Origin of the sequence: Thermus thalpophilus (assembly GCF_022760915.1) — a bacterium.
Classification (GTDB): Bacteria; Deinococcota; Deinococci; order Deinococcales; family Thermaceae; genus Thermus; species Thermus thalpophilus.
This window is the reverse complement of the sequence record NZ_JAKTNS010000019.1, coordinates 11,967-26,988: the sequence shown is the minus strand read 5'-3', so window position 1 is coordinate 26,988 and position 15,022 is coordinate 11,967. Positions and strand designations below refer to the sequence as shown.

16 protein-coding genes are annotated in these 15,022 nt (G+C 68.8%); 6 read left to right on the top strand and 10 right to left on the bottom strand.

Annotated features, from left to right (window positions below; genetic code table 11):
- Positions 1 to 2: 2 nt before the first annotated feature.
- The 9 genes from L0D17_RS07860 to L0D17_RS07820 form a co-directional block, all read right to left on the bottom strand.
- Complete coding sequence (locus L0D17_RS07860) at positions 3 to 2,279, bottom strand: glycoside hydrolase family 15 protein (RefSeq protein WP_243094694.1); 2,277 nt, start codon at positions 2,277 to 2,279, stop codon at positions 3 to 5.
- Positions 2,276 to 2,911 (bottom strand): 6-phosphogluconolactonase, encoded by a 636-nt coding sequence (locus tag L0D17_RS07855; protein ID WP_279231645.1) that lies wholly within the window; start codon positions 2,909 to 2,911, stop codon positions 2,276 to 2,278. The genes L0D17_RS07860 and L0D17_RS07855 overlap by 4 nt, the downstream gene beginning before the upstream one ends.
- The gene (locus tag L0D17_RS07850; RefSeq protein WP_341474681.1) at positions 2,901 to 3,797 is read right to left on the bottom strand and encodes an NADP-dependent phosphogluconate dehydrogenase; all 897 of its coding nucleotides are present in this window, start codon (positions 3,795 to 3,797) and stop codon (positions 2,901 to 2,903) included. The genes L0D17_RS07855 and L0D17_RS07850 overlap by 11 nt, the downstream gene beginning before the upstream one ends.
- The gene (locus tag L0D17_RS07845; protein WP_243094692.1) at positions 3,794 to 5,137 is read right to left on the bottom strand and encodes a glucose-6-phosphate dehydrogenase; all 1,344 of its coding nucleotides are present in this window, start codon (positions 5,135 to 5,137) and stop codon (positions 3,794 to 3,796) included. Before L0D17_RS07845 ends, L0D17_RS07850 begins: the two co-directional genes overlap by 4 nt.
- Positions 5,134 to 6,057: a c-type cytochrome gene (locus tag L0D17_RS07840; protein ID WP_243094691.1), complete on the bottom strand. Its 924-nt coding sequence runs from the start codon at positions 6,055 to 6,057 to the stop codon at positions 5,134 to 5,136. Before L0D17_RS07840 ends, L0D17_RS07845 begins: the two co-directional genes overlap by 4 nt.
- Positions 6,054 to 6,887: an SDH family Clp fold serine proteinase gene (locus tag L0D17_RS07835; protein ID WP_243094690.1), complete on the bottom strand. Its 834-nt coding sequence runs from the start codon at positions 6,885 to 6,887 to the stop codon at positions 6,054 to 6,056. Before L0D17_RS07835 ends, L0D17_RS07840 begins: the two co-directional genes overlap by 4 nt.
- Entirely contained in the window at positions 6,884 to 8,104 is a 1,221-nt protein-coding gene (locus L0D17_RS07830) for a S1C family serine protease (protein WP_243094689.1), read from the bottom strand. The genes L0D17_RS07835 and L0D17_RS07830 overlap by 4 nt, the downstream gene beginning before the upstream one ends.
- 326 nt (positions 8,105 to 8,430) lie before the next feature.
- Positions 8,431 to 8,889 (bottom strand): hypothetical protein, encoded by a 459-nt coding sequence (locus L0D17_RS07825; protein ID WP_243094688.1) that lies wholly within the window; start codon positions 8,887 to 8,889, stop codon positions 8,431 to 8,433.
- A gap of 96 nt (positions 8,890 to 8,985) precedes the next feature.
- A complete protein-coding gene (locus tag L0D17_RS07820) occupies positions 8,986 to 9,555 on the bottom strand; it encodes a DedA family protein (protein WP_243094687.1) in 570 nt (189 codons plus the stop codon).
- 310 nt (positions 9,556 to 9,865) lie between these two features.
- On the opposite strand from L0D17_RS07820, the gene L0D17_RS07815 reads away from it, so the two are divergent.
- From L0D17_RS07815 to L0D17_RS07790, 6 genes are read left to right on the top strand one after another with little or no spacing between them, the layout of a single operon-like run.
- Positions 9,866 to 10,297, top strand: a complete 432-nt coding sequence (locus tag L0D17_RS07815; protein ID WP_243094686.1) for a PepSY domain-containing protein — start codon at positions 9,866 to 9,868, stop codon at positions 10,295 to 10,297.
- Positions 10,298 to 10,355: 58 nt separating this feature from the next.
- The gene (locus L0D17_RS07810; RefSeq protein WP_243094685.1) at positions 10,356 to 10,838 is read left to right on the top strand and encodes a PepSY domain-containing protein; all 483 of its coding nucleotides are present in this window, start codon (positions 10,356 to 10,358) and stop codon (positions 10,836 to 10,838) included.
- Positions 10,839 to 10,847: 9 nt separating this feature from the next.
- A complete protein-coding gene (locus tag L0D17_RS07805; RefSeq protein WP_243094684.1) occupies positions 10,848 to 11,492 on the top strand; it encodes a phosphatase PAP2 family protein in 645 nt (214 codons plus the stop codon).
- On the top strand, positions 11,467 to 12,120 hold the full coding sequence (locus L0D17_RS07800) for a response regulator transcription factor (RefSeq protein ID WP_243094683.1): 654 nt from the start codon (positions 11,467 to 11,469) through the stop codon (positions 12,118 to 12,120). Before L0D17_RS07805 ends, L0D17_RS07800 begins: the two co-directional genes overlap by 26 nt.
- The gene (locus tag L0D17_RS07795) at positions 12,117 to 13,373 is read left to right on the top strand and encodes a sensor histidine kinase (RefSeq protein ID WP_243094682.1); all 1,257 of its coding nucleotides are present in this window, start codon (positions 12,117 to 12,119) and stop codon (positions 13,371 to 13,373) included. The genes L0D17_RS07800 and L0D17_RS07795 overlap by 4 nt, the downstream gene beginning before the upstream one ends.
- Entirely contained in the window at positions 13,370 to 14,317 is a 948-nt protein-coding gene (locus L0D17_RS07790) for a PIG-L deacetylase family protein (RefSeq protein WP_243094681.1), read from the top strand. Before L0D17_RS07795 ends, L0D17_RS07790 begins: the two co-directional genes overlap by 4 nt.
- Here the strand turns inward: L0D17_RS07790 and L0D17_RS07785 are convergent.
- Positions 14,314 to 14,832, bottom strand: a complete 519-nt coding sequence (locus L0D17_RS07785; RefSeq protein ID WP_243094680.1) for a YetF domain-containing protein — start codon at positions 14,830 to 14,832, stop codon at positions 14,314 to 14,316. The two genes, L0D17_RS07790 and L0D17_RS07785, sit on opposite strands and share 4 nt — an antisense overlap.
- Positions 14,833 to 15,022 lie beyond the last annotated feature (190 nt).

Genomic DNA, 15,022 nt, shown 5'->3' with positions numbered 1-15,022 from the left:
CTTCACCTCCGTTGCACGCGGTAATCCTTCCCTTCCCAGCGCCCTTCCTCGGGATAGTACAGGGTGAAGTTGAGTTCGGCGTGGTCCTCGAGGTCCACCAGGACCCCGTGGAGGCCAAAGGGCAGGGGTAGGGAGTTCAGGTCCCGCACCTCCTTCCACCCGTCCACCCCTAGGTGCAGGCGGAAGGGCTTGCGCGCTTCCACCAAAAGCCGCTCCCCTTCCCCCAGGTGGGTCAAGGGGACCTCGAGGCGGAAGTGGCGCACCCGCGGCTTCGCCCCCCGGAGGTAGCGCTCCGCCACCCGGCCCAGCCGCTCCACCGGTCCCTCCCCCCGCGTCCAGGCGAGGTAGAGCTTTAGGTACTCAGCGTGAGCCCAGACCAAGGGCATGGCGCTTCCCGTGGGCTTGCCGGGAAAAAGGTTCCGCTCCGGTATGGCCGGGGCGTCCCAGACCTGCTCCGGGATGAGGCCCCCTGGGCCCGTTCCCCGGGCCATGCTCCTCAGGTAGGGGGTTGGGTCCTCCCCCATAAGCCACGCCTGCGTGCCCCGCTCCCCCGTGAGGAGGGGCCAGGCCCGGCCCCGGCCAGTACCGTCAAAGGGTCTTCCGTCCTCGTGTTCCCCGTAGCCATCCTCCGGGTAGCGGTGGTAGAAAACCCCGGTGGGAAGCTCCACCCGCAAGCGCGCATCCACCAGCTTGAGGGTGTCCAGCACCCTGGGGTCGTGGGGTTCCCTCAGGCCCAAGCGCACCAACCAGAGGAACTCCAAGCCCAAAAGCGCCCCCACCTCGAGGCTTTCCCCCCCTCGGTTGGCCAGGAGCACTCGGCCCCTTGGCCCCAGGGGGCCCGGTGGGGCCAGGCGCACGTAATGGCCCTGGGTCCCGTGGGCCTGGTCCAGGGCGGTGCCCTCCACGTAGCACCACTCCTCCACCCTGGCGTTCCAGCAGTCCGCCAAGGACAGGGCGTACTCCGCCTCCTCCCCCTCCAGGAACCTGTAGAGGGCCGCTCCCGCCAAGGCGGCGATGGTCAGGGCCAGGGTGTAGGGGGAAAGCCCGGGGTTCTCCTCCCAGCGGTCCTGGGGGCTCACGGGTCCCTCCCGGGCCAAGAAGGCGGCGGCTTGCCTGGCCATGCGGCGGGCGGCGCCGTTCAAGCTTCCCAGGTCCCCCTGCTCCTTCATCCGCAAGGCCAGGAGAAGGGGGAGTGCGGCTTCGTCCAGCTGTACCCCTTGCCAATATGGTCGCCCGTCGGGGAAGAAGTTCTGCGGCCAGTGGCCATCGCCATCCTGGGTGGCGGCCAGGTAGGCCAGGACTCCCCGGGCCGCTTCCCCCTGACCCAGGGCCAGGAGGGCGAAGGCGGCCTCCACCGCGTCCCGGGTCCAGACCAGGTGGTATCCCCCCAGGTCGTCGCGGTGGTTCCCCCAGGGCACGGAGAGGCTGGCCACCATGGCCCCCTTATAGGTACGGTCCCCGTGAACCTGGAGGACGTGGTAGGAGAGGAGGGCTTCCCGCTTCAGCTCGGCGTCCTCCCCAGGGAGGGCTACGCCCCGCGCCGCTTCCCAAACGCCCTCCGCTCGGGCCCGAATGGCCTCGAGGCCTTCCGCCAAGGCGGCTTTCGCCAGGGTCAAGGCGCCCTCTGGGCTCGGGGCGAAGGCCAGGGCCAGAACGCCCTTCGCCTCCGATAGCTCCCCCATCAGGGCCACGTTGCCGTCTTCCGCCCTCGGGAAGGTCCAGGTCATCCGGCCGTGTCGGGCGAAGTCCTGCCAGCCGTCCGAGAAGCCCACGTACCCTGCGCTTCCCCGCTGGAAGGGGCCCACCAGGGCCAAGGCGTTTCCCGCCTTGGCCGCCAGGAGGGCCCCTTCCGCCACCCCGGCGGTGTTGCCGTACCCGGTACCCCCCAGGTGGGGGGCCAGAAGGGGGTAAAGCTTGAGCCCCGCTCCCTCCAGGTGATAGGCGATGAGGAGCACGTCCCGCTCGGGGTCGGGGAGGAAGCGGAGTTCCAGGCGATGGCGTTCCCCCTCGTGGACCACCCCCACCTCCGGGCGCAAAGGCTCGGCCAGGAGGCGGTAGCGGTTGGCCCGCTTCACCTCTACCCAGAAACCGTCCCCCGCCACGAGAAAGCCGAGGTCCCGGATCTGGGGCATCCCCGTGGCGGGCCAGTACACCTCGTTGAGGATGCCCCTTCCCAGGGTGTACCAGAGCCGGCTTCGCCCCAAGGCGGTTCCCACCCAGTCCTTGGCGCTGGAGGACCACGTGGGCGGTAGGCCGGGTTTTCCGAAGGCTTCCATCATGCCACCTCCTGATCGGTGAACAGCCAAGCTTCCTCGGCCCCGTGCGCCACCTGCAAGGGGGGTAGAGCCTCCCCCTGCGCCAGGCGGAGGAGGGCCTGGCGCTTGCCCGCCCCCAGGGCCAGAAAGAGGACCTCCCGGGTGCCCCAAAAGGCCCGTGGCGTGAGGGTGAGGCGGAGGGCCGGGGGCTTGGGGCCCAAGACCACCTCCACCAGGTGGGGAGAACTCAAGGCGGGGCTTCCCGGAAAAAGGCTTGCCGTGTGCCCGTCCTCGCCGATGCCCAGAAGGGCGAACCCCAAGGGCAGTTGGGGAGCTAGGCGCTGTTCCATCCAAGACCGGGCCTCCTCCGGGGGCATGCCCAAGGGGAAGGGGAGGAGCCGGGAGGCCAAAGGGCCCAAGGCCTCCGCTACCCGGTGCAGGTTGGTCCCCGGGTCCGAGGGGGGAAGCCAGCGCTCGTCGGAAAGGAACAGCGTGCCCTTGTAGCCGTGGGCGAGGCGGGCCAGGGTCCGGTAGACGGGCAGGGGCGTTTCGCCCCCCGCCAGCACCCCGCTGGGGCTGCGGGCCAGCTGGGCGAGGAGCCAGGCCAAGGCCGCCTCCAGGGCCGCTTCGGGGGAGGAAAAGACCTCAATCCGCATCGCGCCTCCGCACCGGGTGTCCCCCAAAGGCCCGCCGCACCAAGGCCAGGAGGCGGTAGCGCAGGGAAGCCCTGCCCTGGCTCTCCCAGCGGGCGAAGAGGGCCTGGGCCAAGGCAGGCGCGGGGAGGCCACGGCGCAAAGCCTCCTCCACGGCCCAGCGGCCCTCCCCCGAGTCCGCCACAAAGGGCTCCACCTCCAGATCCCCTTCCAGGACCTCAGCGAAGCGGTCTAGAAGGAAGGAGCGCACGATGGTTCCCCGGCGCCAAGCGGCCACCACGGCTTTGGGGTCCAAACCCAGCTCCTCATGAGCCGCGGCCAAAAGCTCAATGCCCTCGGCGTAGGCCTCCATGAGGGCGTACTCCACCCCGTTATGGACCATTTTGGCGTAATGCCCCGCCCCCAGCTTACCGGCGTGCACGAGGCCCCCCTCGGGGGCGAGGGCCTTCAGGTAGGGGAGGATGCGCTCCATCAGCGCCCTGTCCCCGCCCACCATCAAGCCGTAGCCTTCCGCTTCACCCCACAGGCCCCCCGAAACCCCCACGTCGAGAAACCCCACGCCCAAGGCGGCAAGCTCGCTCCCGCGGCGCTGGCTCTGGCGGTAGGGAGAGTTACCCCCGTCCACCACCAGGTCTCCGGGGACCAGCTTGGGCTTCAGCGCCTCCAGGGCCTCCTCCACGGCGCTTGCCGGCACCATGAGCCAGAGGTTGCGGGGTTGGGGAAGGCGCGAGAGGAGTTCCTCCAGGCTCTCCGCCACGGCGACGCCGTCCTTTGCGGCCTGGGCCCTGGCCCCCGGATCGGGGTCGTGGGCCAACACCGGAAGCCCCGCCCTGCGCCACCTGCGCGCCATTCCGCCTCCCATGCGCCCCAGTCCCAAGAGCCCGATCACGTGCCACCCCCTAAAGGGAGGAGCCGGTGCCCGGGAAGGAGCAAGCCGTCCAGGCTCGGCCCCTCGCTTCCTTGCGGATAGACCTGCGGCGTGCCCCTCCGCCAAGCCCGAAGCACCGGGTCCACCACCCGCCATGCCTCCTCCACCTCCACCTCCGAGGGGAAGGGGCGGAGATCCCCCTCCAGGGCGGCCAGGAGGAGCTCCTCGTAGGCGCCGAACTCCGGTTCGGGGCCCAAGCGAAAGCTCAAGGTCTCCTCCCGGCCCCTGGGGCCCAGGAGGGAGAGTTCCAAGGCCACGCTTGGGGTGAGCCGGAAGGTGAGCCTCCCCCTCCGGCCCTCGGGGGAGGGGTGGGAGAAGAGGGTGATGTGGCCAAGCCCCTGGACAAGCCGCTTGCCGCTTCGCAGGTAGAAAGGGACCCCGAGCCAGCGGGGGGCTTGGGAGGCGAGGCGTAGGGCGGCGAAGGTTTCCGTCCGCGAGCCTGGGGCGACCCCCGCCTCATCCCGGTAGCCCTGGTACTGTCCCCGCACCGCCCCTTGGGGGTGGGCGGGGAGGAGAGCCCTGAGGGCTTCGGCCCGGGCGGCTCGCAGCGAGCTCCCTTCCAGCCGGGCAGGGGGGTCCATGGCCACCAGGGCCAGGAGTTGCATGAGGTGGTTCTGTAGCATATCCCTCAGGGCCCCCGTTCCTTCGTAGTAGCGCGCCCTCCCCTCCAGGCCCAGGGTTTCGGCGTAGGTGATCTCCACATAGGCGGTGCCCTGACGGCTGAAGAGGCCCTCGAGGGCCGGGTTTTCCCGCCGCAGGTGGAGGAGGTTTTGCACGGCGCCCTTGCCCAGAAAGTGGTCCATGCGGAGCACCTGCTCCTCGCGGAAGTAGCGGTGAAGGAGGAGGTTTAGGGCCTGGGCCGAAGCGAGATCGGTGCCGAAGGGCTTCTCCACCACCACCCGCCGCCATCCCCTTCGCTCCCGGCCGAGGCCCAAAGCGCCGAGGGCCCGCACCGCCCTGGGGAAGAGGGTAGGGGGGAGGGCCAGGTAGAAGAGGGCGGGCCCCTCGAGGCCGCGGAGAAACCCTAAGCCCTTGGTGGAGATCTCCGCCTGGCGGTAGGCCATCCAGCCCTTCAGCTCTCGCCATGCGCTTAGGTCCACCCCGCCCCGGTGACGGAGAAAGGCTTCCAGGTGCTCCTGCACCGCCTCGAGGCTCCAAGGTTCCGCCCCCACCCCCAGGAGGCGCAACGGGGGGAGCCGCCCCGCCTGGTGCAGGGCCACCAGGGAGGGGAAGAGGAGCCTGCGGGAAAGGTCGCCCGTGATGCCCAGGACGACCAGGTGGATGGGCGCCTCGCCCCTCATGGTTTCACCGGTCCCGCCCTCTTCGTCTCGTCCAGGACCTTGGAGGTGTAGACGCCCAACCCGGTGGCGGGGGGCAGATGGTCCTTAAGGACGAAGTCCGGCCGGGGCTGGCTGTCCACGAAGGCGGCGATGTCCCGGGCCTCCTCCGGGGTTAGGTTGGGGTTGCCGAGGGGCATGGCTCCGTGGATGAAGGCGGCCAGGTTCTGCCAGTTGGCCATGCCCGCCCCGGCGTTGTAGGAATGCGGGCCCCAAAGCGGAGGCCCCACCTGGCCTTCCCCGTTTTGTCCGTGGCAGACGGCGCACCTTTGCTGGTAGAGCGCCTGGCCGCGGGCGGGATCGGCCGCCTTCCAGTCCACCTGCAAGGGCCGCAGCGCCTTGGGGCCCGTGGGGCTTTTGGGGTTCATCTTCATGGGGAGGCCTTGGGACAAGGAGGTGATGTAGGCGTCCAAGGCCACCATCACGCCGCTCCCCAGAGGGGGCAACGTCCCGTTCATGCTTCGCATGAAGCAGTCACCGATGCGGTTTTGCAGGGTGATGACCACCTTCTCCCGGGGGGAGTAGGCGGGAAAGGCCGTGGCCGTTCCCACCAGGGTAAGGCCCTTTGGGTCGGTGCCCCCGTTTAGGTGGCAGGACGTGCAGTTTAGGCTATTCCCCACATAGGGCTTGGACAGGGGGTGGTCCTTGGTGTTTAGGAAAATCTCCTTTCCCAAGGCCACCACCTGGTCCAAGGATTCGGGGAAGTCGGCGGGAAGGGAGGGGTAGTTGGGGGCGGCGCCACCCCCCGCCACGGGGCCTAGGCCCGGGGAGGTTCCCATGCGTTGCCGCAGATCGTCTATGGCGAAGTAGATGCTGGTAAACCCTAGCCCCACCAGGAGGAGGGTCATGAGGGAGAGGAGGGTGTCCAAGCGGGGGGTTTTCATGGACCCCTCCGGCTGTAGGGCATGGGCACGTACTGGACGCTGGGACGGCGCATCTGGGTTTGGGGGTAGAGTTCCATGAGGGCGTACACCTCCCGGGGCATGGCGGTGGACACGGGTAAGCCCAGCCCCCGGGCCTCCTCCACCGTGATGGGGTAGTCGTGGGTCCAGGTGCCCTGGGAGAGGAGGCGGGCGGTGGTGCGGGCCCTTTCGGGGTCCATGTGTTTGGCGAGGAGCTTTTCCGCCACCTCCGCCACCTGGCGCATGGCCTTGGCGGCGATGTCCGCCTTGATCAGGGTGGCGTCCTCGATCTTGTCCACGGGCTTGGTCTGGAGCAAGGCCAGGAGGCTTGCCGCTGGGTATTCGCCGATCTGGGGATCCACCGGCCCCAGGACGGCGTTCTCGTCCATGACGATCTCGTCCGCCGCCAAGGCGATCAGGGTGCCCCCGGACATGGCGTAGTGGGGTACGAAGACCGTCACCTTGGCCGGGTGGCGCAGGAGGGCCAGGGCGATCTGCTCCGCCGCCAGAACCAAGCCCCCTGGGGTGTGGAGCACCAGGTCGATGGGCACCTGGGGGTCGGTCAGGCGGATGGCCCGAAGGACCTCCTCCGAGTCGTCCACATCTATGTAGCGCACCACCGGGATCCCGAGGAGGCTGATGGCCTCCTGCCGATGGATCAGGGTGATGACCCGGCTACCCCGCCGCTTCTCCAGGGCCAGGATCTGGCGGGTGCGGGCGGCCTCGAGGGCCTGCCGTTGCAGGTAGGGGCTCAGGAACGTGAAGATGAGGAAGAGCCAGAAGAGGGCGTTGAGGAGGTCCGAAGGGTTCACTGCCCACCCCCGGCGGGCGTAACCCGCACCTCAAAGGTCCGCCCTTGCCGCCACACCTTGAGGCTCACGGCTTGGCCCGGCTTGAGGTTGGCGAGGAGGTTCTGCAGGTCCGTGGGCTGCGTGAGCGGGTTACCGTTAGCCTCCATTAGCACATCCCCGTCCACACCCACCTGGACGACCTGACCGCTTACGGGGTCCTGTAGGTCCACGAAGCGGCTGGCCCCCTTGATCCCGGCCTTTTGGGCGGGCAGGCCCGGGGTGACCCGTTGCACCAAGAGGCCCTGCTCGGGCAGGCCGTACTGGGCCCGAAGGCTGGGCGGCAGGGCGCTTAAGGGCACGACCTCCACGCCGATGCGGGGGCGCTTGGCCAGGATTTCCGCCTCGCTCACCTGCTTGCCCGCCCGCATGGCGGGTAGCCACTCCTTTACCAGGTTGATGGGGATGGCGAAACCGATGCCCGAGTACTGGGGAGCCCCCACCTGTCCCGTGGGGGAAAGGATGGCGGTGTTCACCCCGACCACCTCGCCCTGGGAGTTCAGGAGGGGTCCCCCAGAGTTGCCGGGGTTGATGGGGGCATCCGTTTGGATGAGCTTGGGCACCAACGGGTCCACCGCTCCGGGGTTCTGGCGGATGGCGGAGATCACCCCTGTGGTCACGGTGAACTCCAGCCCGAAGGGGTTGCCGATGGCGATGGCCTTCTGGCCCACCAGGAGGCGATCGGAGTCCCCTAAGGGGAGGACCGCCGGGGGTTTGGCGTCCACCTTGAGGAGGGCGAGGTCCAAGGCGGGCACGGCGCCCACAAGCTTGGCGGGGTAGGCCTGGGGATTGCCTTGGAGCCGGACCTCTATCCGCTCCGCCCCTTGGACCACGTGGTAGTTCGTCAGGATGTGGCCCTCGGGGTCCACGAAGAAGCCCGAGCCCGTCCCCACCTGCGGGGGTTGGAGGAAGGGGGCGAAGAAGGGGGCGAACTGGGGCGGTAGGTTGCGGGGCAACGCCTGCCCTGGCACGTAGCTCTGCACCAGAACCACCCCGGGCCCGTACTTGGCGGCGATCTCCACCGTGTTGGCCTCGTCCGGGAGGAGGCCTTGGGGCCCGGCGGCGGGGTTGCTGGCCTGGGTGGGGAAACTTTGCCCGTCCCCCCGCTCCCAGGCCCACCAAACCAGGCCACCCGCCAGGCCGAGCGCCGCCAGAAGCAAAGCCGAGCGAATTTTACCCATGGGTCACCTCCTCACTCCCATGGTACGGGGTTAACCTGGAGGCGAGATGAATTTTCCTTCAGAAGCTTCCATCCCGTCCCTCCGCCCGCTTACCCCGCCTTGGCTCGGTGGGGCCCGTTCCCGGCCGGCTTGGCGCCCAAGGGCAAGGCATCCCAGGTGCCGCCCTCCACCGGACCGGGCGCCCCCCAACCGCCGTCTTGAGTTCCAGCGGGGTTCCGAGGCTGGTTGCGGCGGTAAGGGTCGCTGGGGCCCTGGAGGGATGGGCGAGGGGCCTGGCCCAAGGGAAACCCCGCCGGGAGGGGGCCCGGCGGGTCCATGCGGTTGGGCTACTTGCCCTTGCCCTTGGGCGGTTGGGCGGGCGGGTGCCCCTCCCCATGCCCGCGCCCCTGGGCACCCTCTTCCGACTGCCCCTTCTTGACCAGGTTGCCGTTTGCGTCCACGGTGAAGCCCTTGGCGCGCAGGAGTTCCGGTAGCGGGACCAGCTTGCCGTCCACCGTGAGCTTCACCTCGCCCAGGCCCCGCCCCTGGCCCACCACCTTCACCGCCACCTGGTACACGCTCCCGTCCGGAAGGGTGATGCGTAGCACCGCCGCCTGGGACAGGTGGTCGGTCGGTTGACCGGGTTGCCACACCACGTTCCCGTTGGCGTCCAGGAGGGCGAACTGCGTGCCTTGGGGCCAGGACTTCCCCTCGAGGGCCTTGGGCAAGGAGGGGGAAACGGAAACCCCAGCCAGGGCCAACCCGAGGGCCGAAAGGAGAAGGGAGAGCAACAGGACTCGCTTCATCCGCTCACCTCCAATGAAGAGCGTAGGCCCTCCTCCTGAAAGGGCGATGAAACCTGGCCCAGGGCCCCACAGGGGCGGCCTAGGAAGGGGTCGGTTTCACCCTGTTCCCTTTCGCCCCCAGGCTAGGGGAAGGAGCGAGAGGCCCACCACGAGCAGGATCAGCGGCAGGAGATAGCGGTCCACGTGGGGAACGCTACGGCCCAGGAAATACCCCAGCAGGGTGACTCCTTGGGTCCAGAGCAAGGAACCCACGAGGGAGAGCAGGGCAAAGCGGGGGTAGGGGATGCGAAAGGCGCCCGCCACAAAGGGCATGCCCGTGCGGACCACGGGGATAAAGGGGGCTAGGACGAGGGCCAGGGTTCCCCTTCGGGCCAGGAAGGCCCGGGTCTTGCGGAAGTGCTCGGGGCGCATGCGCCGAACCAGGCCCTCCCCAAGCCGCCTGCCCCAAAGGTAGCCCAGCTGGTGGCCCAGGTATGACCCGAGAAAGAGGAGAGCGAGGGCCCAGTCCAGCCTCAGAACCTCTCCCGCAGCCAGGATGCCCACGGCCACGAGAAAGCTATCCCCGGGAAGGAAGAATCCGAGGAGCAGGCCGGTTTCGGCGGCCGGTATCAGGAAAAGGCCAGGGTAGGAGAGCAGGGAGATCAAACGTACGGGATCCAAGGTCACACCCCGATGTCAGGATAACCTGGTGCGCCAAGACGCACATGGGCGCCTTAGGCCCTCCCCCAGGGTGAGGGCCTAAGCCTCGCCTTTCCCCCCTCCCAGGGAAGCGCTAGCCCCCTTCCCCTTGGGCGTCCTTAAGCCCCCCTGCCCGAGCATGGACCGCGGTGGGGCTTGGGCTTCTCCCGAACGCCCCGCCTCTACCAGGCGCACATCTGGGCCCTGGTTTAGCCCAAAGTGTTTACCTCCTTGTTACCTTCTCCCCCTAGGGTGAAGGGGCCCTTGGGGCAGGACCCCCGGGGCAAAGGAGGAAGCGATGAGGAAGATGCTGGCAGCGGGTGTGGGTGTGTTGGCCTTGAGCGTTTTGGCCGTGGCCCAGATGGGGCCGAAGGGTCAAGGGGGCGCGCAGGCCCCGGCCTACCAGGGGTCTATCCCGGTGACCCAGGAATACGGCAACGAGGACCAGGAGTCCGCCGCCTACCAGGCCCTGGCCAAGGTCACCGCCGAGGAGGCGGTGAAGGCGGCCCAGCAGGCCTTGGGCACCACGGCGGCTCCCACTCAGGTATCCTTGGGGAACGAGAACGGGTACCTGGTCTGGGAGGTGGTCTTGGCGGGGCAAGAGGTGAAGGTGGATGCGGGGACCGGGAAGGTTCTCCACCGGGAAGCGGTGGGGAGCGAGGGTAAGGGCTCCAAGGAGAACCACGAGGAAGAGGGCGGTCAGGGCGAGGGCGTGGAGGAAGGCGAATAAGGGGTGAGGGGGGAGACCCAGGGACACCCCTGGGTCTCCCCCCGGTCAGGAGGGGGCGATGCGGAAGGCGTTCTTGCTGGGGATGCTCGTTTGGGGCTTGGCCCTGGCCCAGGGCCTGCCCCGGGTTGGGTTCATGGAGGCGGTGCGGGCCGCCCAGGCTTGGTCCCGGATTCCCACGCCTGCGGAGGAGATCTCCTTGTCCTGGTCCCAGGGCCAGCCCCGGTACGCCGTGGACCTGGCCAAGGGGCGCCGTCTGCTCCAGGTGTACGTGGACGGTATGACGGGAAGGGTCTTGGGGGCCAAGCCCTTGAGGGAAAGAGCCCTTGGGGCCAGGGCTTGGCTCAGGGAGCCCCCGGGGGTCCCCCTTGGGGAGGCGGTGAAGTCCGCCCAGAAAGCCCTGAAGACCCGGGAGTTCCCGGAGCAGGTGGCGTACCAGATCTGGGGCGGGAGGCCCGTCTTGCGCATGGACTTTAGCCAGGTTCAGGCGATCCTGGACGCCCGAACCGGGGCCTACCTGGGCCAGGGTCCCAGAGGGCGGTAGGCTATGGAGGTGAGGGGTTCACAACGCTCCAGGCTTCCCCTTGCGGCCCTGTACGGTGGGTTGCTCCTGTCCTTGGCGCTTTTTGCGGTCCTGGCCCAAGGGGTCTTTCGAAAGCAAGGCTTTGCCTTTGACGGGGCAGTCCTGGCCTGGCTTCACGGGCGCCAGAGCCCCCTGGGGGACACCCTGGCCTTCGCCCTCTCCTGGACCGCATCCCCGCCTCTCGTGGTGCTGGGGTCCTTGGCCCTTCTCCTTTGGGCTTACCGACGGGGGCGGCCCTGGCCCATCCTCCTGGTGTTCCTGGGGGGGAGCGAAGCCCTTAACCTCGTGGCCAAGGTTTTCTTCGCCCGTCCCCGCCCCCACCTCTTCCCGCAACTTGCCCCGGAGTCCGACTACAGCTTCCCCTCGGGGCACGCCATGGCCGGCTTGGCCTTGGCCTTGGCGCTCTACTGGCTCCTGGAGGAGGGCGGGTCCCGGGCCCGGGTGGCCCTGGCGGTTGGGCTCGTGTGGGCCTTTCTGGTGGCCCTATCCCGGCTCTACCTGCAGGTGCACTACCCCTCGGACGTGCTGGCGGGTTGGGCGCTCACCACCGCCTGGTTTCTCGGCCTGAGGTGGCTGTGGAAGGGGCAGGATGCGGGTCCTTTTGGTGGAAGATGACCCCAGGGTGGGGGAGCTGGTGCGGGAGGTCCTCGAGGCGGAGGGCTATGCGGTGGACTGGGTGACCACGGGGGAGGAGGCCTTGGGACTCCTTGCCACTTTCCCTTACGATCTTGCTGTACTGGACGTTATGCTCCCGGGAATGGACGGCTTCGCCCTCTTGCGGAAGCTACGGGGGGAGCAGAGGCTCCCCGTGTTGATGCTGACCGCCCGCGGCGAGGTGGAGGATCGGGTGGAGGGTCTGGAGGCGGGGGCGGACGACTACCTCCCCAAGCCCTTCCACCTCAAGGAGCTTCGGGCCCGGGTTCGGGCCCTTTTGCGCCGGGCCCATGGGGAAGCGCAAAACCTGGTGGTGCGGGGCCGCCTAACCCTGGACCTGGAGGGAAGGCGGGCCTACTGGGAGGGCCGGGAAGTGAGCCTTGCGGGCAAGGAGTACGCCCTGCTGGCCTTTCTCGCCCTAAACGCCGGGGGCATTTACCCCAGGGAGGTTTTGCTGGAAAAGGTCTGGGCGGGGGAGGAGAGCGTGGACCCCAAGGTGGTGGACGTCTACGTCTACCGCCTGCGGCGCAAGTTGGCCGAGGACGCCATCCTCACCGAACGGGGACGGGGATACCGCTTCCAGGGATGAGCCTCCGCCTGAGGCTTGCCTTAAGTTACGCCCTGCTCCTGACCCTGGTCCTGGGGGGGCTCGGCCTGTACCTCCACTTCGCTGTGAGGGCGAGCCTTTTTGGAGCCGTGGACGTCACGCTTCGGGAGGCCCTTGGGGTGGCCCGCTCCCTGGTCAACGAGGAGAACGGCGCGCTCCGCCTGGAGGGGGAGGGGGAGGCCCTGCCGCCGGACCTTGGGCTTTACCTCTACCAGAAGGGCAGGCTCGTGGACCGTCGGGGACCTGCCCTTCCCCCTCCCCCCAGGGTGGCGTTGGGGTGCGCCACCTGGGGGGAGGTGCGGTACTGCGCCCTGGCGGAGGGGGGAGGGGTCTTGGTGGCCTCCCGTTCCCTGGAAACCGTGGAGGTGGCCTTGGCCCGAATGGATGCGGTGTTGCTCTTGGCCTTCTTGGCGGCCCTCGCCTTTTCCCTCCTCCTCGGTTATGCGCTTGCGGGGCGGGCCTTGGCACCCCTAAACCGCATGGCGCGCCGCGCCTTGGAGCTGGCCCAGGCTCCGGACCCCAAGGCTCGCCTGCCCGAGCCGGGTTCGTGGGACGAGGTGGGGCGCCTGGCCCGGGCGCAAAACCTTCTCCTGGCCGCCTTGGAGCGCGTCTTGGAGGGGGAACGGCAGTTTGTCCGCTACGCCGCCCACGAGCTCCGCACACCTCTTTCCGTGCTGCTGGGGCGGCTGGAGCAGGCGTTGGAGATGGCGGGTTCCCAGCGCAAGCCCCTGGAGAAGGCCCTCGAGGCGGCCCTCCACCTCAAGGCCTTGACGGAAAGGCTCTTCCTCCTGGTGCGGGCGGAGGCCCCGGTGGCGCGGGAGGAGGTGGACCTCACCGGGATCGTCTTGGAGGCCATGGAAGGGCTGGTGCTGGCAAAGAAGGTGGAGCTGGACCTGCCCAACGCCTTGCCCTACCGGGGGGACCCCGTCTTGCTCCAAGCCTTGGTGCGCAACCTCCTGGAGAACGCCCTGCGCCACGCCCGTGCCCGCGTGGCCATCCGCCTTCGGCCTGGGCCCTGTATCCTGGTGGAGGATGACGGCCCCGGGATACCCAAGGAGCGCCGGGAGGAGGTCTTCCGCCCCTTTTTCCGGCTGGGCCCAGGAGGTGGGAGCGGCCTCGGCCTCGCCCTGGTCCGCCGGGTGGCCGAGGCGCACGGGGGTTTTGCCCGAGTGGAGGAAAGCCCCTGGGGCGGGGCGCGGTTCCGGGTTTGCCTGGGCCCGAGGGAGGGAGCGTGAGGCGTAGGGTGCTGGTGTGGGCTTTGGTCCTCGTGGGGCTCCTGGCCCTTTTCATCAACGCCCCCTGGCTTTTCCAGCAGGGCTACGCTTGGTACTACCGGGGGAGAGTGGGGAAACTCCCTCCTTACGCTGATCCCCTTAAGGTGCGCCTTTTGGTCTTGGCGCCCCATCCCGACGACGAAAGCCTGGCGGCGGGGGGCCTCGTGCAGCGGGTTTTAGCGGCGGGAGGTGAGGTGTTCCTCGCCTGGATGACCCTGGGGGATGGGTTCCAATGGGATGCGGCCCTCCTGGACCGGAGGGTGCGGCCCGGACCCGAGGACCTCCGGCGCCTCGCCCTTCGGCGCTTGGAGGAGGCCAAGGCGGCGGCGCGGGTGCTCGGGGTCCCGGAGGATCACCTTTACTTCCTGGGTTACCCGGACCGGGGCCTCCTCCACATGTTCCTGGAGAACTTTTACATCCCCTACCGCTCCCCGGCCACCCACTTGGACCGCGTGGCCTATCCTGGTGCCTTCCACCCCGGGGCCCCCTACACCGGGGAGGCGTGGGAGGAAGACCTTAAACGGGTGCTGGCCGAGGTAAAGCCCGACCTGGTCCTCTCCCCAGCCCCGGAGGATGCCCACGTGGACCACCGGGCCACCGCTTATATGGCCCTCCGCCTCATGGGGGAAAGGGGCGCCTTGGATCGGCTCCGCTTTTACATCGTGCACGGGGGGCTGGAGTGGCCCTTGCCCAAAGGCCTGCACCCGGCCCTTTACCTCGAGCCCCCGCCCCGGGGGCGCCACCTTCCCTGGTGGCGCCTGGACCTCACGCCCGAGGAGGAGGAGCGGAAGCTCAAGGCCTTGAGGGCGCACCGAAGCCAGATGGAGCTCCTGGGGCGCTTCATGGAGGCCTTCGTGCGCAGGAACGAGCTCTTTTCCCGGCCCGAGGCCCCGGCCAGTCCCTAGCGGTTGCGGCTGGAGCGCACCTTGCGCACCCGTTTCGGCTCCAGGTGGTCCTTGGGCACCACGCTGATCGTGCCGTCCACCTCTAGAACCGCCTCCAGGACGTCCTCGAGGCGGGCCACCCCGTGCTCCCGCAAGGCGGCCATGAGTTCCTCCAGTTCCACCCCCTCCCGACGGAGGTGGTCCCAAACGGGCCTTCCCTCGTGAACCAGGAGGACGGGCTCGCCCATGAAGGAGCGGCGCAGGCGGCTACGGGAGAGGACCCGGTCCAAGAGCAGGAGGAGGCCGGCCCCCAAAAGCCCGCCCAGCAAGCTGTTGTCGGGGCCGATCATGGCGTTTTGCACCACGTTGGACAGGAGGAGCAGGGTAAGGAGATCCAGGGGGGTCATCTGCCCCAGCACCTTCTTGCCGCTCAGGCGCAGGAAAAGGAGGAGGACCAGGTAGACCACGGCCACCCGGAGGAGGGTAAAGGCGAGGGTGAGGGGATCGCCTAGGATTTCTCGGAGGTGGGCTTCCATTGGCACCCGAGCGCAGGGGACCGCCCGCTTTAGCTGGCGGGGGAACGCGCCTCGGGAAGATTTTAACCGAGCGAGGAAGGGCGAGCAGAATGCCTCCTGGGGAACCTGGTGGGGCGGCATGGCTTCGGAGGTGCGACGGGGTACGCTTCCCACACGGTTTTGGGGGCCTGGGCCTTGGGGAGGTTTGGTC